A 25361-nucleotide genomic window follows, 5' to 3' on the forward strand; every position below is an offset into this window, starting at 1 on the left:
GGAATGACGACGCAGAGCTGTCTGCCCCTCCGATACTCATATGCGATAGCCCTGCCGTCAGGACGGGGAGAAGGACGCACTGGCCGTCGATTTCGTCAGCCATCACCGCTGGAGATTTGCGAAGCGACTGCGGCAGGCGGCACTCTCCCCGTTCTTACGGCTATCGAATTCGCACATCTGGTAGGATGCCGTCGCCGCGCCGGAGCACTTCACAATCGGTACGGCATGATCCTAGGGTCTTCGCCTCCGCTGCGCTCCGGCTCCGCGCTAGGATGACGAAAGCCTTGATGCTGCAGGCTGATCACCACCGTCAAAGGCTCACGGGCCGCTGGCGAGTAGCCGAACCATCCCGTCTTTCGTCATCCTATGGCGGAGCAGGCCGAAGGCCGTCGCGGAGACCATAGGATCCATGCCGTGGCGGCAGCGACAGCCCGGCGGAGCAGAACGAAGGACGCAAGAAGCACTCGGAAAAGCAGCGGCTTGTCAACACGATCTGCCGACGATGGAAGATGTGTGAAGCCGATAGATTCTTTGCGGGGAGCGGATGCCGGCAGGCAGGTAAGGGGCGGCGCCGACGGACAGGGCAAACAACCGCTGTATTGCTGGTAGAATCACGCCGCCATCAGCTTCTTCACCGCCCGCATGTCCTGCCGGAACCGCTCCCGCTCGGCGTCCTTGTCCACCGGCTCGCGGATACGCAGGATGAACGACGGGTGGATGGTCAGAAAGACCTTCAGCCCGTCGTCGCGCTCCACCACCTGCCCGCGCATCTTCATCACCGGAACCGCCTTGCCCAGCAGGGATTGCGCCGCCGTGGCGCCGAGCGCCACGACCAGATCCGGCTTGATCAGCGCCAGCTCCTTGTCCAGCCACCAGCGGCAGGCCCGGATCTCGCCGGCATTCGGCTTGGAATGGATGCGCCGCTTGCCGCGCGGCTCGAACTTGAAGTGTTTCACCGCATTGGTGACATAGGTCTTTTGCCGGTCGACGTCGGCCTCCTCGAGAATCGCGTCGAACACTTTTCCGGCCGGCCCGACGAACGGTTTGCCCGCAAGATCCTCCTGGTCGCCAGGCTGCTCGCCGACGAAGACGACGCTGGCGCTTTGCGGCCCCTCGCCGAAGACGGTCTGCGTGGCGTTGCGCCACAATGGGCAGCGGCGGCAGCCTTCGGCCACCTCCCTGACCGCCGCGATGGTGCGCGCGGCGGCGGCGCTTTCGCCAGTCGGGTCGGCCGGCAGATCGCGGGACAGCGGCCACCTCGCCTCGGTCCTTTGCTGATGCGGTGCGGGTGCGGTCGGCATTCTGCATCTCCCGGCCTGGCAGGACTGCGATGCTCGGACCCGTCTGGTCGGCCGCGCGGCCTGCGCATCGGCTCTCCCTCAACCGCCCTGCGGCGGAGAGGTTCCGGCGAGCCGCGATCGCGACTCGGTCCGCTCACACCTCGTGCAGATACAGGTGGTAGTCGAGCTCGCTGACCGTACGGGCGACGCGCAGATATTCCGCGAATTTTATCTCGGTGAAGGTGCGGTGCAGGTCCTCGCCCAGCGCCTGCCTGAGGAACGCCGACCCCTTGGCCGCCTCGATGGCGCCGCGCCAGTCGGACGGCATGGTGCCGCCGGCCGGCGCTTCGGCGGCGTAGCCGTTGCCGGTGGTCTCCGGGCCGGGATCGAGCTTTTCGTCGAGGCCCTTGGCGATGCCTGCGAGCACGGTTGCGGCCACCAGGTAGGGATTGGCATCGACACCGGACGGCCGGTGCTCGATGCGCCGGTTCTTCACGTCGCCGGCCGGAACGCGCAGCGCCACCGAGCGATTGTTGACGCCCCAGGTCGGCGCCACCGGCGCATAGGACTGGGCCACGAAGCGCCGCCAGGAATTGGCGTGCGGGGCGAACACCAGCATGGATTCGGCCATGGTGCCGGCAAGCCCGCCCAGCGCGTTCAGCAGGGTCGGCGCCCATTTGCCTTCCGTGGCCTCGGAAAACACGTTGCCGCCGGCGCCGTCCAGCATCGAGACATGGAAATGCATGCCCGAGCCGGCATATTTCTCGATCGGCTTGGCCATGAAGCAGGCGGTGACACCGTGGCGGCGCGCCTGCGCCCGCACGATGCGCTTCAGCATCACCAAATCGTCGGCGGCACGCATCACGTCCTTGCGGTAGCGCAGCGTCAGCTCGTACTGGCCCGGCGCATATTCGGAGATGACGGTCTCGGCCGGGATGTCCTGCGCCGCGCAGGCGGCATAGATGTCGGAAAACAGCGGCTCCATGCCGTGGAGGTGATCGACCGAGTAGACTTCGGTCTTGCCGCTGCGGCGGCCGTCGAGCACGGCGCGGGCGGGCTGCACCCGGCCTTCCGCGTCGCGTTCGTTGGCGAGCAGGAAGAATTCCAGCTCGAAGGCGCCGGCCGGGTGAAGCCCCTTCTCGGCAAGCTTTCCCACCTGCCGGGCGAGCGCGTGGCGCGGGTCCGAAGTCATCGGCGTTCCGTCGAGGTGGTACATCGCCATCAGCACCTGGCCGCGTGCCGGGCTGGTGCCGTGCAGCCGCACCAGCGTGTCGGGGATCGGCCAGGCGCGCAGGTCGCCGTCGCCGGAATCCCAGATCAGCCCGGTCTCGTGCACGTCCTCGCCGGTGATGTCGAGGCCGAGGATGGAGATCGGCAGGTGACGTCCGCTCTCGTAGACGCCGGCGAGCTCGTGGCGGCGGACGATCTTGCCGCGGCCGATGCCGTTCACGTCGGTGAGCACGATGTCGAAGGCTTCGATATCGGGATTGGCGTCGAGGAAACGCTTCGCCTCGTCGAGGCTGGAGCCGGAAGGTGAGGTCATTTTCCGCCTGATTGCTTGTCCCGGCGCTTGTCTCACGCCGCGAGCGCCGCGGCAATATCCGCGAAGGCGGCCACCAGCCGGTCGACCTGGCGCTGCGAAGTCGCCGGCGACACCAGCATCATGTTGTGGAAGGGCGCGATCAGCACGCCGCGATTGACCAGCGCGACATGGATCGCCGCCTCCAGCTCCGGCGCATGCGCGGCCTCGGCCTCGCCGCCGTTCCTGAGCGGCCCGGGGGCGCAGATGAACTCGACCCGGGCGCCGACGCGGGCGACGTGCCACGGCAGCCGGTGACGCTCGATCGCCGCTTGCAGGCCCGCCTGCAGTCGCCTGGCGAGCCGCTCCATGCCGGCATAGTTCTCCTCCGTCATCACCTCTTCCAGCGTGGCGCGCATGGCGGCGAACTGCAGCGGGTTGGCCGACAGCGTCGTGCCGATGCCGGAATAGCCGGGCTCCTTGGTCGCGAGATAGCGGTCGTAGCGCTCGGCCAGCTCTGCCGAGAGGCCCCACACGCTTGCCGGCACGCCGCCCGCCACCGGCTTCCCCAGCACGAAGATGTCCGGCTCCAGCCCGTGCCTGCGCGTGAACCCGCCCGGCGCGGTCGAGATCGTATGCGTCTCGTCGATCAGCAGCAGCGTGCCGGCTTCCCGCGTCAACCGCCGAAGCGCGTCGTGAAAACCGGGCTGCGGCGGCACCATGCAGCAATTGGTCAGCACCGGCTCGGTGATCACGCAGGCGACGTCCCGTGCCGCCAGCGCGGCTTCCAGCGCAGGAGCGTCGTTGAACTCGACAACCTTGGTATGCACGGTGAGATCGCGATATTCGCCGGACAGGCCGCGCTTGTTTGCCGGCTTACCATGATCGAGTCGAACGAAAGTCTCGTCGACGGCGCCGTGATAGCAGCCGTTGAAGACGAGGATCTTGTCGCGCCCTGTGACGGCCCGGGCGACCCGCAGCGCGAAGCGGTTGGCGTCGCTGGCGGTGGTGGCGATCTGCCAGCGCGGCAGCCCGAATTGTTGCGTCAGCAACTTTCCCACCGCGGCGGCATCGTCGGAGGGCAGCATGTAGGTCAGCCCACGCCCACTCTGGCGGCGGATGGCGCGCGCCACCGGCGCCGGCGAGTGGCCGAACATCGAGCCGGTGTCGCCCAGGCAGAAATCGGCGAGGCGGTTGCCGTCGACGTCGACGATGGTCGCGCCCTTCGCCTTCTCGACCATGATCGGGAACGGCGTGGGCCAGTCCTGCATCCACAGCATCGGCACGCCGCCGAGGTAGTCTTGCAGTCCTTCGCCGAAGGCCTTTGCCGATTTGGGCCGCGCCGCGCGGAAGACCGCCGCCGCCCTCTTGCGCAGCTCCGCGATCCGCGCCGGCGCGATGCCGCCGGAATTTTTGGATGACATGGTGTCCATGTGGCCCCCTGCTTGCGCCGGCACTCTAGTCGAGGCGGCGGCGGCGCGGCAATGGCGACGAAATGGCCGCCGGAAGCACCAGCTTGAACGGAATTTGCGCTTTCCTGGCCATGCACCGAAGGGTGTGAACAAATTCCGGCCGGCATAAAGGGGTTTGGATCAGCAGGCCGCTGAAATCCCTTCGTTTTTTCGTGCCGAAAAGAGGCCAGGGTGGAAGTTTATCCCCTCGTCAAATCTCTCCGCCCTCCTCCTCCTCCTGGAGGCCGAGTGAACCTGACAATGACAATGGTTGGCCCGAAATCGCAACGTATCAATCAGTTGCCGGCGCTCTCCATGCGCCGGCCCTTGATCGCCTTCTCCAGCCAGCCGATCTCCATCTCGGGGACGGAGGAAAGCAGCAGGTCGGTATAGGCGTCGAAGGGTGGCGCCAGCACCTGGCTTTTCGGTCCGTAGCGCACCACCTCGCCGCGATACATCACCGCGATCGAATCGGCGATCGACCTCACCGTCGCGAGGTCGTGGGTGATGAAGAGGTAGGCAACCTCCTCCTCTTTCTGTAAGTCCAGCAAAAGCTTGAGGATTCCGTTCGCCACCAGCGGGTCGAGCGCCGAGGTCACCTCGTCGCAGATGATCAGCTTGGGCTTGGCTGCAAGCGCCCGGGCGATGCAGACGCGCTGCTTCTGCCCGCCCGACAGCTCGGCCGGATAGCGGTCGACGAAACCCTTGCCCATCTCGATCTTGTCGAGCAGTTCCGAGACCTTGGCGTCGCGCTCCCGGCCGCGCAGGCCGAAATAGAACTCCAGCGGCCGGCCGATGATCGTCCCCACCGTCTGGCGCGGGTTCATCGCCACGTCGGCCATCTGGTAGATCATCTGCAGCTGGCGCAGATCCTCCTTCGGCCGGTCCGCGAGCCTGTTGCCGAGCGTCCTGCCGGCAAAGGTGACGGAGCCCTGCTCGGGCGGCAGCAGCCCGGTGATGGCGCGCGCCAGCGTCGATTTTCCGGAGCCGGATTCGCCGACGACGGCCAGCGTCTGGCCGGGAAAGATGTCGACCGAGACGTTCTTCAGCACCTTGACGTGGCCCCCGCCATAGGCGGCAGTGACGTTCTTGACCGAGAGCGCCGGCGTTTTCCCCGGCTGCTGCTCCTGATGCGCGATCTCGTGCACCGACACCAGCGCGTTGGTGTATTCCTGCCGCGGCTCCTTGATGATCTGGCGCGTGCCGCCCCATTCCACCAGCCGGCCGTGGCGCAGCACCATGATCTCGTCGGCGACCTGCGCCACCACGGCGAGGTCGTGGGTGATGTAGAGCGCCGCCACGCCGGTATCGCGGATCGCCTCCTTGATGGCGGCGAGCACGTCGATCTGGGTGGTGACGTCGAGCGCCGTCGTCGGCTCGTCGAAGACGATCAGGTCCGGCTCCGGGCACAGCGCCATCGCCGTCATCACGCGCTGCAACTGCCCGCCCGAGACCTGGTGCGGATAGCGCTGGCCGATCGTCTCCGGGCTGGGCAGGCTGAGCTTCCTGAACAGCGCCATCGCCCGCCGCTCGGCCTCGGCGCGGCTGGCGACGCCGTGCAGCAGCGAGGCCTCCACCACCTGGTCCATCAGCCGGTGCGCCGGGTTGAAGGCGGCCGCCGCCGACTGCGCGACATAGCAGACCTCGCGGCCGCGCAGCCTGCGCAGTCCGCCGACGCCGCCCTTCAGGATGTCGCGGCCGTTCAGCACCACCTCGCCGCCGGTGATCTTCACGCCGCCGCGGCCATAGCCCATGGAGGACAGGCCGATCGTCGACTTTCCCGCGCCGGACTCGCCGATCAGCCCCAGCACCTTGCCGCGTTCGAGTGTCAACGACACGTCGTGCACCAGCGTGATCGTCTTCGGCGGCTCGCCCGGCGGATAGACGGTGGCCTCGATGCGCAGGTTGCGGATGTCGAGCAGCGGACCGGTTTTTGCCGCCTTCGGGGCAGTTGCTTTTGCAACCATCAGCCGCGTCCTCCCTTCAGGCTCGTCGTCCGGTTGAGGATCCAGTCGGCGACGAGGTTGACCGAGATCGCCAGCGCCGCTATGGCGCCGGCCGGGATCAGGGCGGCCGGAATGCCGAAGACGATGCCGTCCTTGTTTTCCTTCACCATGCCGCCCCAGTCGGCCGACGGCGGCTGCACGCCGAGACCGAGGAAGGACAGCGCCGACAGGAACAGCACCGCATAGATGAAGCGCAGGCCGAGTTCCGACACCAACGGCGACAGAGCGTTGGGCAGGATCTCGCGGAAGATGATCCAGCGAGTGCCCTCGCCTCGCAGCTTTGCTGCTTCGACGTAATCCATGATGTTGATGTCCGCGGCGACGGCGCGCGCCAGGCGGTAGACCCGCGTGGAATCGAGGATTCCCATGACCAGGATCAGCGTGACAAGAGTCGTGGGCAGCACCGACAGCACGACCAGCGCGAAGATCAGCGTCGGGATCGCCATCAGCAGGTCGACGAAGCGCGACATGCTGGTGTCGAACCAGCCGCCGACCACGGCCGCGGTGAAGCCCAGCACGGAGCCGAGGATGAAGGACAGCGCCGTGGCGAGCACGGCGATGAAGATGGTGGTGCGGGCGCCGTAGATCATGCGCGACAGCAGGTCGCGGCCGAGATTGTCGGTGCCGAGCAGGAAGCTGGCCGAGGACGGCTCCCACACCTGGCCGACGGTCTCGCCCAGCCCGTAGGGAGCGATCCACGGCGCGAGGATGGCGGCAAGCAGGAACAGCGCCGTGAATACGAGGCCGATCAAGGCGCCGATCGGGATTTTTCTGAGCTCAGACATCGTCGCGCCTCACTTCGGATGCCTGAGCCGGGGATTGGCGAGGATCGCCGCGATGTCTGCCACCATGTTGAGGCCGATATAGACGGCGGCGAAGATCAGCCCGACCGCCTGGACCACCGGCACGTCGCGCTTGGCGACATGGTCGACGAGATATTGCCCCATGCCCGGATAGACGAAGATCACCTCGATCACGACCACGCCGACGATGAGGAAGGCGAGGTTGAGCATGATGACGTTGACGATCGGCGCGATGGCGTTGGGGAAGGCGTGCTTGCGGATGATGTCGAAGGCCCTGAGCCCCTTCAGCTCGGCCGTCTCGATATAGGCCGATTGCATGACGTTGAGGATCGCCGCCCGCGTCATGCGCATCATGTGCGCGAGCACGACCAGCGTCAGCGCGGTTGCCGGCAGCGCGATCGCCATCATGCGCTGGCCGAACGGCATGCCGTCATAGACGGTGGAGATGCCGGGAAACCATTGCAGCTTCACCGCGAAGAAGAACACCAGCAGGTAGCCGACGAAGAATTCCGGCAGCGAGGTGGAGGCCAGCGCCAGGCCGGAGATCAGCTTGTCGACGAAGCCGTTGCGGTAGCGCACGGCGAGCAGGCCGAGCACGATCGCCAGCGGCACCGACACCAGCGCGGCCCAGAACGCCAGGAAAAGCGTGTTCTTCAGCCGTGGCCAGATCGAGGCCGCGATGTCCTGCCGGCTCGACAGCGCCGTGCCGAGGTCGCCCGTCAGCACGCCGCCCAGCCATCTCAGGTAGCGGATATAGGCGGGATCGTTGAGTCCGAGCTCCTCGCGCAGATTGGCCAGCGCCTGCGGCGTCGCCGACTGGCCGAGGATCGATTGGGCGACGTCGCCGGGCAGGATCTGGGTGCCGGCGAAGATCAGGACCGAGACGGCCAAAAGCAGGAGCACGCCCAGCGCGATGCGCTGGGCGATGAGCTTCACGATGGGGGACATCTCCGCAAGGCCGGTCTCAGGCGTTGAGCCAGCACTTGGACAGCGCGTAGCCGCCCATCATCTCCTGGTTGCCGTCCGGTGCCCAGCCGCCGACGTTCGGCCCGGTGGCGTCGATGAAGTCGTTGAACATCGGCGTGATGACACCGCCCTCGTCGCGCACCATCTGCCCCATGTCGGCGTAGATCTTCTTGCGCTTCTCGACGTCGAGCTCGGCGCGTGCCGCAAACAGCATCTTGTCGAAGTCCTCGCGCTGGAAGCGGGTGTCGTTCCAGTCCGCCTTGGAATAGTAGGCGGTGGAATACATCTGGTCCTGCGTCGGCCGACCGCCCCAGTAGGAAGCGGAGAAGGGCTGCTTGTTCCAGACTTCCGACCAGTAGCCGTCGCCCGGCTCGCGCTTGATCTCCAGCGTGATGCCGCATTTGGCGGCGCTCTGCTGGTAGAGCTGGGCGGCGTCGACCGCGCCGGGGAAGGCGACGTCGGAGGTGCGCAGCAGCACCGGGCCGCTATGCCCGGACTTCTTGTAGTGCTCGGCCGCCTTCTCGGGGTCGAACGTGCGCTGCTCCATCTCGGTGTACAGCGGATAGGCCTTGTTGATCGGCGTGTCGTTGCCGACCGAGCCGTAGCCGAACAGGATCTTCTGCACGAGTTCCTCGCGGTCGAGCGCGTATTTCAGCGCCAGCCGGAGGTCGTTGTTGTCGAACGGCGCCGTGTTGCAGTGGGCGATGAAGACATAGTGGCCCTTGCCGGCGACGTTCTGGATGGTGACGCCCGGCACGCGCTTGATCAGCTCGACGATCTTCGGCTCGACGCGGTTGATCATGTTGACCTGGCCGCCCTGCAAGGCGGAGGTGCGGGCGGTGGCGTCGTTGATGACGATGATCTCGATCTGGTCGGCGAAGCCGCGGTCGTCACGCCAGTAGCCGGCGAACTTCTCGCCGCCGAGCCGGACGCCCGGCTCGTTGACCGTCACCTTGTACGGCCCGGTGCCGATGCCCTCGGTCGGGTTGTCCTTGCCGCCGTTCGGCTGGATCATCAGGTGATAATCGTCGAGCAGGAAGGGCAGGTCGGCGTTCGCCTCCTTGAGTGTGAAGACCACGTTCTGGCCGTCGACCTTGACGTTCTCGATGCCGCCCATGATGCCGAGCGCGCCGGACTTCGACGCCTCGTCGGAGTGGCGCTCCATGGTGGCGAGCACGTCGGCGGGCGTCATCTCCTTGCCGTTGTGGAACTGCACGCCCTGGCGGATCTTGAAGGTCCACACCTTGGCGTCGTCGGAGGCGCCCCATTCCTCGGCCAGGGCCGGCTGAAGCACGCCGGTGGCATCGATCTGCACGAGCTGCTCGCCCCACTGGCGGCCGAAGAAATACGGCACCTGGCTCGACCAGGAGGCGGGATCGAGGCTGTCGGTGGCGGCACCTCCCTGCATGCCGGCGCGCAGGATGCCGCCCTTTACCGGCGACTGCGCCTTGGCGGCGGAAGAGAGCAGCGAGTTGGCGAAGACGGCGGTCGCGCCCAGCGCCGCGGCACGCCCCAGAAAGTCGCGCCGGCTGAGCTTGCCGGCAACCACCCCACGACTCAGGAATTCCAGTTCTTTCGACATTCTATGTTCCTCACTCGGTTGGGTTTGACCCTTGGATTTATGGTTGTGATTGTCAGGATATTGACGGCATCGGGCAAGTGCGTGCGGTACGGATTACGACATGACGTGGCGTAAATGACAACGCTCCGCTGGCCCAAACCTCAATCGGTTTAAATATGGTCGCGCGGCACCTCCTCCTTGAAGTCGCGTTCGAAGATCAGCGTCTCGCCCTCATAGGCTTCGATGCGGCCGGTCAGGTGGAAAGTGTCAGCATCGGAGCGCATGGCGGAGAAGGTTTCGGTGCGCAGCGACCAGCCGTCGCGCGATAGCGTCGACGTCCAGTGCGTGACGCCGCGCGCCGACAGCGGATCGTCGGGATGGATGGTCCAGCGCTCGCGCGCGATGCCGCCATTGACCAGCCCGTGGTCGGCATCGCGGATTTCGCCGAAATCGTCGACGATGGCGAGCATCACCGCACCGGTCGCGGCGTCCCGCTCGACCTTGCGGCTGTTGCTCGACGGCCGGACGGTCTGCGTGTTCCACGGACGCGCCGCCTCCGGCTCCTCGAACGTCGCCTCGGCGCCGCTGCCCGCCGGGCGCTCGGGGACGTCGACATGGCCGGCAAGCAGCGTCAGCATGACCGGCTGCGGCGACGGCCACACCATCGGCCAGTAGGCCGCGGACACCGCCACCCGCAGCCTGTGTCCGGCCGGCATCCGGTAGGCGATGTCGTCCAGCTTGAATTCCACCTCCATCGCCTCCCCAGGCACGATGGCTTTCGGGAACTCATGGCTTTCGCGATGGCAGAGATTGAAGACGCCATAGGTGATGCGCGTCGAGGCGCCGTCGGGATGCACGTCGCAGAGCCGCACCGCCACCAAGGCGACAGGCTTGTCGGCTGACAGCGTCAGCCGCACCACCGGTGCGCCGACGATATCGATCGACGTTCCGAGCGGCCGGGTGTCGAAGCAGACCGACTTCGCATCGTCCGCCCGCTGGTCGCCCGGCATTTCCGGCCCGAGCCAGATCGCGCAATATTCGCCGCCGTCCATGCCGCAATCCTGCGGCGAGGCGACCGGCGTTGGCTTGAGCGCGCCCTCGCCTTGCGCGAGCACGCCGCCGTCAGCCAATAAGAAACGCCGCGGCTTGATCGCGGGTGACGGCCATTGCGCTTCCGCGATCCAGCGGCCGGCCCGCTCCTCGTACCAGTCGCGCGGCGGCGCGGAGTCCATCAGGTAGAGCCGCATCGCCGGGTCGTCCTCGACGCCGGTCTCCTTGTCCTTGAGCCAACGATCCCACCAGCGCAGGGCCTCCTGCAGAAAGCCGATAGCCGGCTTGGGAACCGCGAAGTGCGGGTATTTGTGGATCCAGGGACCGACGATGCCTTTTGTCGGCCCGCCGATCCCTTCGACGAGGCGCGCCACGGCGTTCTTGTAGGCGTCGCCCCAGCCGCCGATGGCGAGCGTCGCCGCCTTGATCTTCGAAAAGTCCTCGCAGACCGAGCCGCGCTTCCAGTAGGCATCACGCCGCTGGTGCCGCAGCCACACGGCCGGCAGGAACGGTTCGTTCTCCAGCCGCTCCAGCCACATCGCCTTCCAGTTGTCACCGACGACGGCCGGGTCGGGCGAGCGCGAGGAATAGCTGAGCATGGTCGAGCCCCAGCCGAGATTCTCGTTGAGCAGCAGCCCGCCCTTGTAGTGGATGTCGTCGGCATAGCGGTCGTCGGTGGAGCACAGCGTTATGATCGCCTTCAGCGCCTCCGGCTGCCTGGCCGCGACCTGCAGCGCGTTGAAGCCGCCCCAGGAGATGCCCATCATGCCGACCTTGCCGTTGCACCAGGGCTGACGCGCCGCCCACTCGATCACGGCGCAGGCGTCCGCCAGCTCCTGCTCGGTATACTCGTCCTCCATCAGCCCTTCGGAATCGCCGTTGCCGCGCATGTCGACGCGGATCGAGGCATAGCCATGGCCGGCGAAATACGGATGGGTCAGGCAGTCGCGCGCCGTCGTGCCGTCGCGCTTGCGGTAGGGCAGGTGCTCGAGAATCGCCGGCACGGGGTCCTGCTCGGCGTCCGCCGGCAGCCAGATGCGCGCCGACAGCACGCAGCCGTCGGGCATGGCGATGCCGACGTCGGGGTTCTCGACGATCTTTCTCGGGAAGCTGGTGATGGTTTTCATGACTTCTTCCCGCCCTCTTCATAGGGCCACGAACCACGGCCGAGCGCCGACACCGCCTCGACGATCCGCGAGAAGCTGGCGCCCGCCCGGCCGACCGCGTGCCGGCCGCGCAGGTAACCATGCACCAGCCCCTGCTCCTCATGCCACCACGCCTTGCCGCCCGCCGCAAGGATGCGGTCGCGATAGGCTTCGCCGTCCGAGGACAGCGGATCGCATTGCGCCGTGATCGCGACCGTCGGCGGCAGGGCGGAAAAATCCGTGTCGGCGAGCGGGCTCTGCGTGGCGTCGCCGGACGAGCCGCCACGGATGGTGGCGTAGAAGTCGAGGTCGCGCACCGTCAGCATCGGCGCCTCGGCATGCTCGCGGTAAGAGCGCAGGTTCCGGTCGCCGCCGAGGCCGGGATAGATCAGCACCTGGCCGGCCGGGGCGCGGACCCGGCCGCGCGTCGCATGGCTGACCGCCGCGGCAAGGTTGCCGCCAGCCGAATCGCCGCAGAGCACGACAGGACGCGCATAGGCCGCCGCCGCCCAGTGGAAGGCCGCAACTGCGTCGTCGAAGGCCGCCGGGTGCCTGAATTCCGGCGCGAGCCGGTAGTCGACGGCCACGACCTCGAAGCCGGTGCGGCCACAAAGCTCCGCGCAGACGTCGTCATGGCTGTCCAGCCCGCCGAGCATGAAACCGCCGCCGTGGAAATAGAGCACCATGGCCGCCGTGTTCGGTCCGGCCTTCCGGTAGACGCGGATCGGGACGGCACGGTCTGAGAGCTGTATCGCGGTCGTTTCCGCCGTCACGCCTTCGGGATAGCCGACGAAGAACGCGCGGCACATGTGGTCGTAGATCGCCCGCTGCTCGGCCACCGTGTAGTCGACGGTGTCCGGCGGATAGTGGCTGTTGGTGCGCTCGATGAACGCCCAGGTCTCGGCATCGATCAGCGCGGCGTAGTCGGTCATGGCATCCCTCCCCCTCGAGGTGAGGGTGGACAATCGCCAAAGGCGATTGGACGGGTGGGGTCGGTGCGGCAGCGCGCGGCATCGATTGGCGTCGCGCACGGCCGGGGCGACCCCACCCGCCTCGCTGCGCTCGGCACCCTCCCCTCGAGGGGGAGGGATTGCGCCGCGTCCATTCTCACCGCCCCTTCCACACCGGGTCACGCTTTTCCGCAAACGCGCGGAATCCCTCCATCCCGTCCTCCGACGCATAGAGCTCGTCCACCGTGCGGAATTTGCGCTTGGTGATGCGGTTCATCGCGTCCTGGAAGGTCATGGCCTCGGCCTGCCGCGCCACTTCCTTGATTGCCGCGAAGACGAGCGGCGGGCCGCCTGCGAGCAGCCGAGCGATCTCCCACACCCGCTCCTCCAGCCGGTCGGCCGGCAGCACCTCGTTGACCAGACCCCAGCGATGCGCCTCGGCCACGTCCATCCAGCGGCCGGTGAGCAGCAGGTCCATGGCAACGTGATAGGGAATGCGCTTCGGCAGCTTCACCGTCGCCGCGTCGGCAAGCGTGCCGGCGCGGATCTCCGGCAGGGCGAAGCTCGAATGCTCGGAGGCGTAGATCAAGTCGCAGGACAGCGCCAGCTCGAAGCCGCCGCCCACCGCCATGCCGTTGACGCAGGCGATCACCGGCTTGTTCATGTCGCGCAGTTCCTGCAGCCCGCCAAAACCGCCGACACCGTAGTCGCCGTCGACCGCGTCGCCGCTCGCCGCCGCCTTCAAGTCCCAGCCGGCCGAGAAGAACTTTTCGCCGGCCGTCCTGACGATGGCGACCCGCAGCTCCGGGTCGTCGCGGAAGGCGCGAAACGTTTCTCCCATCAGCCGCGAAGTCTTCAGGTCGATGGCGTTGGCCTTCGGCCGGTCGAGCGTGACTTCGAGAATGGCGCCTTCGCGGCGGGTGGTGATCACGTCGGTCATTGCAGGTGCTCCAGCGTTTCCTCCCCCCTCGCGGGGGAGGTGGCCGCAAAGCGGCCGGAGGGGGTCGGGGCGGCAGTGCTCCACATCATCTTGCGACGGCATGCGACAAGGAGGTGCCTTCTGAAGCTACCCCCTCCGGCCGCTGCGCGGCCACCTCCCCCGCGAGGGGGGAGGAAACGACCATCAACGCGTCCGCCACCCAGGCGCCCTTGCCCTCGGCGCAGACGATCAGCGGGTTGACGTCGATTTCATCGATCTCGTCGGCATAGGCGAGCACGAAGCCGGCCAGCCTTTCGATCGCCCCGATCGCCGCCCGCAGATCGGCCTTCGGCCGGCCGCGAAACCCGTCGAGCAGCGGAAACAGTTTTAGCCCGCGCAGCGCCGCCTCGATCTCGGCTCGCGACGCCGGCAGCAGCAAGGTGGCGGAATCCTTCAGCAACTCGACCAGAACGCCGCCCGAGCCCAGCGTCATCACCGGCCCGAACAGCGGGTCGCGCGTGAAGCCGACGATCAGTTCGCCGACGCCGCCCTCGACCATGCGCTCGACATAGAGCCCGCTGCCCAGCGACACGAGTTGTTCCGCTGCGGCGCGCACCGCGGCCGCGTCGCGCAGGTTGAGCTTCACCGCACCCGCTTCCGACTTGTGCGCCACGCCGAGCGCCTTGAGCGCAACCGGGAAGCCGAGCGCGGCGGCGGCGGCAACCGCCTCGTCCACCGTCGTGGCGCGTTGTCCGGCCGGCACCGACACGCCGGCCTCTGCCAGCAGCGCCTTGGCACCGGCTTCGTCCAGGGTGGCCAGGTAGCGCAAGGCACCCCCCTCTGGCCTGCCGGCCATCTCCCCCGCAAGGGGGGAGATCGGCAGCTTCGGCGCCTCTGCTCCTTCTGAAATGCTGGCGATTGGCGAACTCCTGGCGGCCGGATCAATCTCCCCCCTTGCGGGGGAGATGCCCGGCAGGGCAGAGGGGGGTGCCTTGGCGCCCACACCCCCGACCAGTTCCAACTCCTCCTGCGACCAAGCCTCTCCGATCACCGCCGCCGCTTCGGCCGCGTCGAACGCTTCCGCGATACCGTAAAGCGGCACCATGCCGCGTGCCATCAGGCCGGGCGCATAATCCTCCGGCAGGTTTTCCGGCAGCGACGCCACCACCGCGCCCCTGGCGCCATGCGCCTTGAGCCCGCTTTCGAACGCCCGCAGCGTCGTCCACCAGTCGACGTCCGAACAGCGGTCGCGGCGCGGGAAGTCGAGGACCAGCAGGTTGAGGTCGAAGCCGCCCGACGCCAAGGCGCCGAAGGTCGCCGTCATCGCCGGCTCGTCGTTCCAGATGAAGGTGTGATAGTCGAGCGGATTGGCGACCGCCACCAGCGGCCCCAGCGTCGCCTTGACGCGCGCCCGATGCTCCTCGGCCAGCGGCGGGAAGAATACCTTCCGGCCTTCCGCGCTGTCGGCCATCACCGACGCCTCGCCGCCCGAACAGCTCATGGAAGAAAGCCGGTAGCCCGCCAGCGGCCCGTGCACATGCAGCAGCTTCAGCGCTTCCAGGAAGGACGGGATCGAGTTGACCCGGGCGATGCCCAGCCGCTTCAGGAACGCATCCGAGGCCGCATCCGAGCCGGCCAGCGAGGCGGTGTGCGAGATCGTGCCGGCCCGCGCCTGCTCGGAGCGGCCGACCTTCATCGCGACGATCGGCTTCTTCAACTCCCGCGCCCGCGCCGCCAGTTTTTCGAAACCGTCGACCTTGTCGAACGCCTCGATATGCAGCCCCAGCACCGAGACGCGGCTATCCTCGATCAGGCCGAGCGCCATCTCCGACAGACCGGTCTGCGCCTGGTTGCCGGCCGTCATGATGTAGGCGACCGGAAGGCCGCGCGCCTGCATGGTCATGTTGATGGCGATGTTGGAGGATTGCGTGACGATCGCCGCGCCCGTTTCGCCTTCGGCAAGGCGGATGCCGCCATGCTGGTCGGGCCACAGCAGCGCGCCGTCGGCATAATTGATCAGGCCGTAGCAGTTCGGGCCTATGATCGGCAGGTCGCCGGCGGCGTCCAGCAGCGCCGCCTGCAGCCCGTCGCCTTCCGGGTCGTAGTGCCCGGTCTCGCGGAAGCCGGAGGCGAAGCACACCGCCCCGCCGGCGCCCTTGTCGCGCAGCGCCTTGACCATCTCGATGGTGAGGTGGCGGTTGACGCCGATGAAGGCCGCGTCCGGCGCGCCGGGCAGTTCGGCCACCGTGGGGTAGGCCCTCACGCCCTCGACCTCGGCCTTGCTCGGGTGCACCGGCCATATTGCGCCGGCAAAGCCCATCTTCAGCGACTGCCTGACGACGCTGGTGCCGAACGCGCCGCCGCCGATGACGGCGATGGATTTTGGGCGAAGGAGGCGTTCGAGGCGATTCATCATGCAGCACCCCCCTCTGGCCTGCCGGCCATCTCCCCCGCAAGGGGGGAGATTGGATGGCCGGGCTGCTTTCGCCAGTCTCCAGCGCAGTGAGAGGCGCGACGCCGACGCTGCCAATCTCCCCCCTTGCGGGGGAGATGGCCGGCAGGCCAGAGGGGGGTGCTGCAGAGCGCGGGCAGGCCCATCATCCCCCCACCGCCCGCAGCAATGCGCGCGAGATGATGTGCCGCTGGATCTCGCTCGTTCCCTCCCAGATCCGTTCCACCCTTGCGTCGCGCCAGATGCGCTCCAGCGGCAGGTCGTCCATCAGCCCCATGCCGCCATGGATCTGGATGGCCTCGTCGGCGACGAAGGCGAGCACTTCGGTGGCCTTCAGCTTGGCCATCGCCATGTCCTGGTCGGTGACCGTGCCGGAATCGTATTTCCAGCCGGCCTCGAACACCATCAGGTCGGCCGCCTTCAGCTCGGTCGCCATGTCGGCGAGCTTGAACGACACGCCCTGGAACTTTCCGATCTGCTGGCCGAACTGCTCGCGCTGCGCGGCATAGTCGATCGCGTGCTGCAACGCCCGCTCGGCCCGGCCGAGGCAGGTGGCGCCAACCTGCAGGCGCGTCGCGCCCAGCCAGGAATTCGCCACCTCGAAGCCCTTGTGCACCTCGCCGAGAACCTGCTCCTTCGGCAGCCGGCAGTCGTCGAACTCCAGCACCGAATTGGTGTAGCCGCGGTGCGAGACGTTACGGTAGCCGTCGCGGACGGTGAAGCCTTTCGTCCCCTTGTCGACGAAGAAGGCGGTGATCTTCTTCCGTTTGCCGCGTGGAGACTCTTCCTCGCCCGAGGCCATGAAGACGATTGCGAAGTCGGCAAGATCGGCATGGGAGATGAAATGCTTGGTGCCGTTGAGGACAAAATCGTCGCCGTCCTGCACGGCCGATGCCTTCATGCCGCGCAGGTCGGAGCCGGCGCCCGGCTCGGTCATGGCGAGACAGTCCCATTTCTCGCCACGGATGCACGGGAAAAGATACTTTTCGCGCTGTTCCGGCGTGCCGGCGAGCAGGATGTTGGACGGCCGCGCCACGCAGGTCCAATGCAGCGCATAGTTCGCGCGCCCGAGCTCCTTCTCGTAGAGCAGCCAGGTGACCGTATCGAGCCCGGCCCCGCCGACCTCGGCCGGCATGTTGGCGGCATAGAGCCCGGCGTCGATCGCCTTCTTCTGCAGCTCCTTGATCAGCTCCATCCTGAGATGGCCGGTGCGCTCGACCTCGCGCTCGTGCGGGTAGAGTTCGTTCTCGACGAAGGCGCGGGTGGTATCGACGATCAGCTTTTGTTCTTCGGAAAGACCGAAATCCATGTTCGCATCACCTGTTACAAGGTTGACCGTGTCGTGGTGCGTCCTTCGACAAGCTCAGGATGAGGCCCGTTTGCGCCAATCCTCGATATGCAAAGGCTTGCACCAACGATCCTCATCCTGAGCTTGTCGAAGGACGCACCACGCGAATTCACGCCTCAATCCTTCTTCTTTTTCTTCGGCTTTTCCGCTTTCTTCTCGGCCTTGGCCTTCTCCGCCGCCTTGGACGCCTTCGGCTTCGTCGCCCGCTTGGCCAGCTCGCCCGTGAACGCGTTGTAGAGCGCGCCGGCGCCCCAGCCCTTGCCCTTGTTCTGCTTGCCGAGCGCTTCCATGATGGCGACCAGATTGTCGTCGCGAATCTTTTCCAGCTCGCGGATCGACAGGCCGTTGGCCTGCTCGTCCGACTGCGTGGCGATCAGCTCGACCAGCTCGTCATTGTATTCCGGCACGTCCATCAGCTTGGTCCACGGCCAGGTGAGGCACGGCCCGAACTGCGCCATGAAGTGGCGCATGCCGGCCTCGCCGCCGGCGATGCGGTAGACCTGGAACATGCCCATCTGCGCCCAGCGCAGGCCGAAGGAATAGCGCATGATGTCGTCGAGTTCCTCGACGGTGCAGATGCCGTCCTTGATCAGCCACAGCGCCTCGCGCCACGCCGCCTCCAGCAGCCGGTCGCCGACGAAAGCCTCGATCTCCTTGCGCACCACCACCGGCTTCATGCCGATCGACGAATAGGCTTCCTTGGCCATCTCGACGGCTTCCGGCAGCGTGTCCTTGCCGGCGACGATCTCCACCAGCGGCAGCAGGTAGACCGGGTTGAACGGATGCGCCACCACCAGCCGCTCCGGCCGCCGCATGGCGCTCTGCATGTCGGTCGGCTTGATGCCGGAGGTCGAGGAGCCGACCAGCGCGTTGGCCGGCGCGTGCCTGTCGATCTCGGCCAGCACCCTGTGCTTGAGGTCGAGCCGCTCCGGCACGCTCTCCTGGACGAGGTCGGCGCCGTCGACCGCCTCGGCGATCGTCTTGGCGAAAGTCAGCTTGCCTTCCCTGGGCAGGCCGCCCGGCACCATCTTGCGGTAGGCGCGGCGCGCCCCCTTCATCACCTCGCCGACCTTGCGCTCGGCTTCCGGGTCCGGGTCGTAGATCGCGACGTCGATGCCGTTGAGCAGCAGCCGGGCCACCCAGCCCGCGCCGATCACGCCCCCGCCGATGGCGGCTGCTTTTTCGATGGTCATTGTGCAATCCCCCTATTTCCGGCGGTGCTGCGCTCCATGTCACCCCCCTCTGTCCTGCCGGACATCTCCCCCGCAAGGGGGGAGATTAGCTGTCTCGACGCCTCACGACCCTCTGCAACGCGGACGATTGGCGAAAGCCAGGCGGCCGGCCAATCTCCCCCCTTGCGGGGGAGATGTCCGGCAGGACAGAGGGGGGTAGGAAGGAATGCCAGCATTCCCGATTCCTATGCGGCCAACGGCGCCCGTTTCGTCAGCCCGAGCTTCTTGCGCACCTCTTCCGGCCCGATCACCCGCGCGCCGAGGTTTTCGACGACCGTGACCGCCCGCTCGACCAGCTGCGCATTGGTGGCGAGCACGCCCTTGTCGAGCCACAGATTGTCCTCCAGGCCGACCCGAACGTTGCCGCCGGCGAGCACCGCCGCCGCGACATAGGCCATCTGGTTGCGGCCGAGCGAGAAGGCGGAAAACGTCCAGTCCTTCGGCACGTTGTTGACCATCGCCATGAAGGTGTTGAGGTCGTCCGGCGCGCCCCAAGGCACGCCCATGCAGAGCTGCACGAGCGCCTGTGGCGCCAGCACGCCTTCGGCCACCAGCTGCTTGGCGAACCAGAGATGGCCGGTGTCGAAGGCCTCGATCTCCGGCTTGACGCCCATTTCGGTCATCATGCCGCCCATGGCGCGCAGCATGCCCGGCGTGTTGGTCATCACATAGTCGGCCTCGGCGAAGTTCATGGTGCCGCAGTCGAGCGTGCATATCTCCGGCAGGCATTGCCGCACATGTTCGACGCGGTCGGTTGCGCCGCCCATGTCGGTGCCCGCCGTCTTCAGCGGCAGCGGGCTTTCGACCGGGCCGAACACCATGTCGCCGCCCATGCCGGCGGTGAGGTTCAGCACCACGTCGACATCGGCCTCGCGGATGCGCTCCGTCACCTCGCGGTAGAGGGAGACGTCGCGGCGCGGTTTTCCGGTCTCGGGGTCGCGCACGTGGCAGTGGACGATGGCGGCGCCCGCCTTGGCCGCCGCGATCGCCGAATCGGCGATCTGTTTTGGCGAGCGCGGCACATGCGGGCTGCGATCCTGCGTCCCGCCGGAACCGGTCACGGCGCAGGTGATGAAGACCTCGCGATTCATCTCGAGCGGCATGAGGACCTCCTCCCTTGTCGTCAACGGACCAAGCATGCCTCACTTGCGGGAAAGTGCTTTGCGTTTTACGAAATCGAAATGGCAAAAGGCGAAAGATCGTCCATCTTTCTGCCCGAGCGGACCCCGCTCGGCGTGACCTTCCTCGCGCTCTCCGGCTCGTCGCTGATGTGCGTGGCCTCGGCCGTCGACCCGCTGCGGGCGGCCAATCGCGTGACCGGCGAGACGATGTTCGACTGGAAGATCGTATCGCTCGACGGCTCCCCGCCTATCACCACCGCCGGCCTGCCCGTCGCGGCCACGGGCATATTCGATCCGGCGCAGCGCCCGGACGTGCTCGCAATCATCGGCGGCTTCGGCGCGCGCCACGAGGCCGCTCCGGGCCTGCTGACCGGCGTCCGCCGGGTGGCGCGGGCGGCGCGCGCCTATGGCGGCATCGAGGCCGGCTCATGGGTGATCGCCCGTGCCGGGCTGCTGGAAGGGCGGGCCGCGACGACGCATTGGGAGGACATGGAGGATTTCGTCGACGCCTTTCCGGGCACCGACGTGCGGCCCGACCGCTATGTGATCGACGGCCCGGCCTTCACCGCCGGCGGCGCCTCGCCGACCTTCGACCTGATGCTGCATCTGGTCCGCTCGCGCCTCGGCATGGCGGTGGCGCTCGATGTCGCCTCGGTCTTCATCTACGACCAGGCGCGCTCCGCCACCGACGCGCAGCCGCTGGTCTCGCTCGGCCGGCTCGACGGCTACGACCCGCGCCTCGCGCAGGCGGTGCGGCTGATGGAGGCGCATATCGACCAGCCGCTCACCGTCGCGGCAATTGCCCGGCGGGCCGGCGTCACCGCCCGCACGCTGGAGACGATCTTCCGTCGCTCGATCGGCGAATCGCCGGGCGCCTACTACCTGCGGCTGCGGCTGCATGCGGCGCGCCGGCTGGTGCTCGACACCCGCATCGCCTTGGCCGACGTCGCCGCGCGCTGCGGCTTTTCCAGCTCGGCCGCCTTCTCGCGGGCCTTCTCCCGCGCCTTCGGCCAGCCGCCGCGCCGGATGCGCCAGAAATAGATCGAGTTGACGGCGGCCGATTGGCCACCGCACCTGTGGATTACTGGTTGACTAAGTCTTGGCCGAGGCTCCGGCCTAGCGTTCCGGCTTGCCTTCGATCCGCTCGCGCATCTCGTCGGCAAGCAGCTTTTCCAGTCGCCGCGCCACTCCGGCCTCCCAAACATTGGGCTTGCCGTCGTGCGCCGGCGTTGCAACCGGCAACGCCAGCAGCCGATCGACAATCGAATCGTCGTCACCGAAGCCGTTGAAGATCGCCTGATCGAGCCGGCCCGGCAGCGCGTGGTCTATGCGATTCTGTTCCATGCCACGGACCCTACCGGGGTTTCATGACAGGCCGAAGGCATCTGCGTGCCGGAAATGAGGCACCGCCCATCCACGCACGCCAACCCCTTGCCCTGACTTGAAAAATGTCCCCGGAGAAAATCCGCTGCTGCTGTCACCCGAGCGGCTTGGCGAAAAGCAGCGTCGTGAAGCCGCTGTTCCATTCATCGTCCGGATAGCGGTCCTTTTCCACGTAGCCGCGCGTCAGGTAAACGGCGTGGCTGCGCCGGTTGAAGTCGTCGCTTTCCAGCCGCGCCTCGGCAAAGCCGGCCGCGGCGATCGCGCGCTCGGCATGGTCGAGCAGCCGGCTGCCGATGCCGCGGCGCAGATGATTTGAGGAGACGTGCACGGCTTCGATGAAGTCGCCGTCCCAATGCACGAAACCGGCGGGCTTGCCGTCCATTTCGGCGACCCAGAATGCCGGCCAGTGTTCGGCGACATAACAATCGCCGCGCCCCGCCGACAGGTAGTCCTCGATCGCGGCGAACGTCAGATGCGGGCGCCATGTGGTCTCGAACGTGTCGGCCAGGATCGCCTGCACCGACGCCCTGTCCGCTTCCGTCGCGGGACGTATGACGATCCGGCTCTCGTCCATGCTGGCCTCTCCACTCTGGAGAGGCCTTGTATCAGGTCGATCCGGCACGCTCGCCGCGCAGACAGGGAAAACCGTCGATCCAGAACGTCAGGGACAAGCTCGGGCAGGCAGGCGCCGCCAAGGCATCCAAGCGGCGGCCGCTCATTGAAGCGACGAACCGATCCGAGGCCCGGCGAGCGGGTTCGGATCGGGGAAATCGCGCAGGCCGCTGTCTCAGACGTAGCGGTTGACGACGTTCTCCAGGTACTCCTGCCGGCCGGAGCGCGGCTGCGGCTCGATCTTCTCCTTGACCACGCGCTCGGCGATCTCCTCGAGCGTGCGCTTGCCCGACAGCATCGCCTGCGCCTCCGCCGACTTCCAGCCGGCATAGCGCTCCTCCAGCGGCCCCGACAGCGCCTTGTCCTCGATCATCCGCGCCGCCGCCTTCAGCCCGCGGGCGCAGCAGTCCATGCCGCCGATATGGCCGATCAGCAGATCCTGCGGGTCGAGCGACTGGCGGCGCAGCTTCGCGTCGAAATTGGTGCCGCCGGTGGTGAAGCCGCCCGCCTGCAGCACGTAGTAGTAGGCCAGCGCCATCTCCGGCACGTTGTTGGGAAACTGGTCGGTGTCCCAGCCCGACTGGTAGTCGTTGCGGTTCATGTCGATCGAGCCGAGGACGCCGAGCCCGCCGGCCAGCGACAGTTCGTGCTCGAAGGAATGGCCGGCCAGGATCGCATGGCCCTGCTCGATGTTGAGCTTGACCTCCTTCTCCAGGCCGAAGTCCTTCAGGAAGCCGTAGACGGTGGCGACGTCGTAGTCATACTGGTGTTTTGTCGGCTCCTGCGGTTTCGGTTCGATCAGGATGGTTCCCTCGAAGCCGATCCGGTGCTTGTAGTCGACGACCATCGACAGGAAACGCCCGGCCTGCTCGCGCTCGCGCTTCATGTCGGTGTTGAGCAGCGTCTCATAGCCCTCGCGGCCGCCCCACAGCACATAGTTCTCGCCGCCGAGCCGCTTGGTGACGTCGATGCATTTCTTCACCGTCGCCGCCGAATAGGCGAAGACGTCGGGGTCCGGATTGGTCGCCGCGCCCGCCATGAAGCGGCGGTGCGAGAACAGATTTGCGGTTCCCCACAGCAGTTTTACGCCGGTTTTCTGCTGTTTTTCGGCGAAAACCTCGGCAATTTCGTCGAGACGCGCCGCACTTTCGGAAAAGGTCGCGCCCTCCGGACGCACATCGGCGTCGTGGAAGCAGTAATAGGGAGCCCCCAGCAGCGAGAACATCTCGAAGGCGACCTCGGCCTTGAGCCTCGCCTTCTCCATCGTGTCGCCGAACCACGGGCGCTCGAAGGTCTGGCCGCCGAACGGATCGCCGCCCGGCCAGGCGAAGGAGTGCCAATAGGCGACGGCGAAGCGCAGATGGTCCTCCAGCCGCTTGCCGAACACCACCTCGTCGGGATTGTAGAAGCGGTAGGCGAGCGGATTGGTCGAATCCGGCCCCTCATACTTGATGGGCTTGATGTCGCCGAAGAAGCCGGTGGTCATTCAGGAAACTCCTCTGATAGCCGGATAGAGCGCCCGGTAGCGGGCATAGGCATCGTCATAGGCGGCCGTCAGCCCGGCCACCGGCTCGATCGTTTCGGCAGTCGCCGGCGCGGTCAGCACGTGGTGAGGGTCTGCTTTCTCGGCCGCGATCAACCCGAGCCGCGCCGCGCCGAAGGCCGCGCCGAAATCGCCGTCGGCGGGGATGTCGACGGCGACGTCCAGCGCCGTCGCGATCGCCTTCAGCCAGTAATGCGAGCGCGAGCCGCCGCCGACGGCGGTGACGCGGCCGATCGTGGTGCCCGCTTCCCGCAATGCCTGCAGGCTGTCGCGGAAGGCGAAGGCGACACCCTCCAGCACCGCCTGGGTCAGCGCCGGCACGTCGGTCTCGTGCTCGAGCCCGGTGAAGGAACCGCGGATCACCGCGTCGTTGTGCGGGGTGCGTTCGCCGGAGAGATAGGGCAGGAAGGTCACGCCCGTCGGCTTGCGCAGTCCCTCGCCGAGAGCATTGGTGAGCTCGGCCGGCTGCTTGCCGCTGACCGCCGCCAGCCAGTTGAGCGAATCCGTCGCTGACAGGATGACGCCCATTTGGTGCCAGGTTCTCGGCAGCGCATGGCAGAAGGCATGGACGGCGCTTTCGGGCTTCGGCAGATAGGCGTCGTTGGCGGCGAACAGCACGCCCGACGTACCGAGCGAGACGAAGGCGTGGCCCGCCTTCACGGTGCCCATGCCGCAGGCCGACGCGGCATTGTCGCCGGCGCCGCCGGCCACGATCACGCCTTGCGGCAGTTTCCAGCGCGAAGCCAGCTCGTCGCGCAGCCTGCCGCCCTGCTCGGTCCCCTCCACCAGGGCCGGCATGTGGCCCTCGTCGAGATGCGTCGCCGCGAGCAGCTCCGCCGACCATTTCCGCGCACCGGTATCCAGCCAGGAGGTGCCGGCGGAATCCGACATCTCGGAAATATGCTCGCCGGTCAGCCAGAGGCGCAGGTAGTCTTTCGGCAGCAGCACCTTGCGAACCTTGGCGAAGACCTCCGGCTCGTTGTTCCTCACCCAGGCGAGCTTCGGCGCGGTGAAGCCGGGAAAGACGATGTTGCCGGTGATCTTGCGGAAGCGCGGATCGGCGTCGAGTTTCGCCGCCTCGCGGTGGCTGCGCGTGTCATTCCACAGGATGCAGGGGCGCAGCGGCTCGTCCCCCGCATCGAGCAGTGTCGCGCCGTGCATCTGGCCGGAAAGCCCGATGCCCTTGACCGCGGCAACCGCCTTGCTGTGCTTGGCCGAAAGCGCGGCGATCGCCTCGTCCGTGGCCCTGATCCAGTCGGCCGGCTCCTGCTCCGACCAGCCGTGTTCCGGGCGCGAGACGTCGAGATGGGCGCTGGCCGAGCCGACCACCTCCTGGTCGGCGTCGATCAGCAGCACCTTGACGCCGGACGTGCCGAGGTCGATCCCCAGATACATGTCTGTCCTCCCGAACGCCGCCGGATTCGCGACGAAATTATTCCGCCACGAAGCGCGGCTTGCAGCCTCCTCCGCCGCGGGCCGTTTCGATGCAAAATAGCGGAGCATGCCGGCCGGCAAAAGACCTGCCGGAATATTTTTTTCGAGCCTCGGAAAAATGATGGAAAATGAGGGATCGCGGTGACCACGGTACTTGCGGCGCAAGCTTGCCGCGCCCTGCGGTTGCAAGTATGAGATTGCTTGGGGCAAGCTGATACTTGTGGGGGGTTATCTTGAGGCGGATTTCAGTTCTTGTCGGCGTGGCGCTGTTGGTGCTGGCCGGCTGCGCGGTGAGTCAGGAAAAATACGAGACCGCGCAGGTGGCGCTGGACGGCAGTCCCAAGCTGCGGTCGATGGCCGTGGCGGATTGCGTCAAAAGGCCAACCCCTCCAAAAGGGATATGGAAGTGATGGCGGCGCTGACGAACAGCTCCGTGTCCTCGGTAAAGACAGTTGTGTGCCGGCGGATAGTCACCGCCGTCAGTTCGGGCCGCCTTTCCTATGCCGACTATCGAGCATATATGGCGGGGCGTCCGACGCCCAACCTCATCCGTATCCTGCAAGGGCGCTGAGGGCGGCGGCAACTC

General features: G+C 67.0%; 20 protein-coding genes. 2 read left to right on the plus strand and 18 right to left on the minus strand.

Translation table 11 applies throughout. The features are described 5' to 3' along the window. Positions 1-611: 611 nt before the first annotated feature. The 14 genes from AC5JDC_RS03030 to bcoG all read right to left on the minus strand — a co-directional run bounded on the left by AC5JDC_RS03030 (position 612) and on the right by bcoG (position 19785). Positions 612-1301: a UdgX family uracil-DNA binding protein gene (locus AC5JDC_RS03030; RefSeq protein WP_495838994.1), complete on the minus strand. Its 690-nt coding sequence runs from the start codon at positions 1299-1301 to the stop codon at positions 612-614. Between the two features lie 133 nt (positions 1302-1434). Continuing rightward, the gene (locus tag AC5JDC_RS03035) at positions 1435-2823 is read right to left on the minus strand and encodes a glutamine synthetase family protein (protein ID WP_495838996.1); all 1389 of its coding nucleotides are present in this window, start codon (positions 2821-2823) and stop codon (positions 1435-1437) included. A gap of 32 nt (positions 2824-2855) precedes the next feature. Then, on the minus strand, positions 2856-4232 hold the full coding sequence (locus AC5JDC_RS03040; protein WP_495838998.1) for an aspartate aminotransferase family protein: 1377 nt from the start codon (positions 4230-4232) through the stop codon (positions 2856-2858). 314 nt (positions 4233-4546) lie between these two features. After that, a complete protein-coding gene (locus AC5JDC_RS03045; protein ID WP_495839000.1) occupies positions 4547-6217 on the minus strand; it encodes an ABC transporter ATP-binding protein in 1671 nt (556 codons plus the stop codon). Beyond that, positions 6217-7041, minus strand: coding sequence for an ABC transporter permease (locus tag AC5JDC_RS03050; RefSeq protein WP_495839002.1), 825 nt, complete (start codon positions 7039-7041; stop codon positions 6217-6219). The genes AC5JDC_RS03045 and AC5JDC_RS03050 overlap by 1 nt, the downstream gene beginning before the upstream one ends. 9 nt (positions 7042-7050) lie before the next feature. Further along, complete coding sequence (locus AC5JDC_RS03055) at positions 7051-8007, minus strand: ABC transporter permease (RefSeq protein ID WP_495839004.1); 957 nt, start codon at positions 8005-8007, stop codon at positions 7051-7053. Between the two features lie 16 nt (positions 8008-8023). Further along, the gene (locus AC5JDC_RS03060; RefSeq protein ID WP_106773062.1) at positions 8024-9607 is read right to left on the minus strand and encodes an ABC transporter substrate-binding protein; all 1584 of its coding nucleotides are present in this window, start codon (positions 9605-9607) and stop codon (positions 8024-8026) included. A gap of 149 nt (positions 9608-9756) precedes the next feature. After that, positions 9757-11763 carry a CocE/NonD family hydrolase gene (locus AC5JDC_RS03065; RefSeq protein WP_495839007.1) on the minus strand — a complete coding sequence of 669 codons (2007 nt, stop codon included), beginning with the start codon at positions 11761-11763 and terminating at the stop codon, positions 9757-9759. Then, positions 11760-12713 (minus strand): alpha/beta hydrolase, encoded by a 954-nt coding sequence (locus AC5JDC_RS03070; protein ID WP_495839009.1) that lies wholly within the window; start codon positions 12711-12713, stop codon positions 11760-11762. Before AC5JDC_RS03070 ends, AC5JDC_RS03065 begins: the two co-directional genes overlap by 4 nt. 175 nt (positions 12714-12888) lie before the next feature. Continuing rightward, positions 12889-13671 carry a carnitinyl-CoA dehydratase gene (locus AC5JDC_RS03075; protein ID WP_495839011.1) on the minus strand — a complete coding sequence of 261 codons (783 nt, stop codon included), beginning with the start codon at positions 13669-13671 and terminating at the stop codon, positions 12889-12891. Between the two features lie 85 nt (positions 13672-13756). Next, a complete protein-coding gene (locus tag AC5JDC_RS03080) occupies positions 13757-16063 on the minus strand; it encodes an acetate--CoA ligase family protein (protein ID WP_495839193.1) in 2307 nt (768 codons plus the stop codon). A 184-nt stretch (positions 16064-16247) separates the two neighbouring features. Continuing rightward, entirely contained in the window at positions 16248-17411 is a 1164-nt protein-coding gene (locus AC5JDC_RS03085) for an acyl-CoA dehydrogenase family protein (RefSeq protein ID WP_495839013.1), read from the minus strand. A gap of 155 nt (positions 17412-17566) precedes the next feature. Next, positions 17567-18643, minus strand: coding sequence for a carnitine 3-dehydrogenase (locus AC5JDC_RS03090; RefSeq protein ID WP_495839015.1), 1077 nt, complete (start codon positions 18641-18643; stop codon positions 17567-17569). Between the two features lie 224 nt (positions 18644-18867). Next, positions 18868-19785: a 3-dehydrocarnitine:acetyl-CoA trimethylamine transferase BcoG gene (gene bcoG, locus AC5JDC_RS03095; RefSeq protein WP_106775131.1), complete on the minus strand. Its 918-nt coding sequence runs from the start codon at positions 19783-19785 to the stop codon at positions 18868-18870. Positions 19786-19863: 78 nt separating this feature from the next. On the opposite strand from bcoG, the gene AC5JDC_RS03100 reads away from it, so the two are divergent. Further along, complete coding sequence (locus AC5JDC_RS03100; protein WP_495839017.1) at positions 19864-20844, plus strand: GlxA family transcriptional regulator; 981 nt, start codon at positions 19864-19866, stop codon at positions 20842-20844. A gap of 75 nt (positions 20845-20919) precedes the next feature. Here AC5JDC_RS03100 and AC5JDC_RS03105 read toward each other — a convergent pair whose 3' ends face one another. The 4 genes from AC5JDC_RS03105 to xylB form a co-directional block, all read right to left on the minus strand. Continuing rightward, a complete protein-coding gene (locus tag AC5JDC_RS03105; RefSeq protein WP_106775130.1) occupies positions 20920-21147 on the minus strand; it encodes a hypothetical protein in 228 nt (75 codons plus the stop codon). Positions 21148-21280: 133 nt separating this feature from the next. Beyond that, positions 21281-21760, minus strand: coding sequence for a GNAT family N-acetyltransferase (locus AC5JDC_RS03110; protein ID WP_495839020.1), 480 nt, complete (start codon positions 21758-21760; stop codon positions 21281-21283). A 213-nt stretch (positions 21761-21973) separates the two neighbouring features. Beyond that, positions 21974-23284: a xylose isomerase gene (gene xylA / locus AC5JDC_RS03115; protein WP_495839022.1), complete on the minus strand. Its 1311-nt coding sequence runs from the start codon at positions 23282-23284 to the stop codon at positions 21974-21976. Then, positions 23285-24736, minus strand: a complete 1452-nt coding sequence (xylB, locus tag AC5JDC_RS03120; protein ID WP_495839024.1) for a xylulokinase — start codon at positions 24734-24736, stop codon at positions 23285-23287. A 272-nt stretch (positions 24737-25008) separates the two neighbouring features. On the opposite strand from xylB, the gene AC5JDC_RS03125 reads away from it, so the two are divergent. Continuing rightward, a complete protein-coding gene (locus AC5JDC_RS03125; protein ID WP_495839026.1) occupies positions 25009-25185 on the plus strand; it encodes a hypothetical protein in 177 nt (58 codons plus the stop codon). The last annotated feature ends 176 nt before the right edge of the window (positions 25186-25361 follow it).

Source organism: Kumtagia sp. (assembly GCF_059502445.1).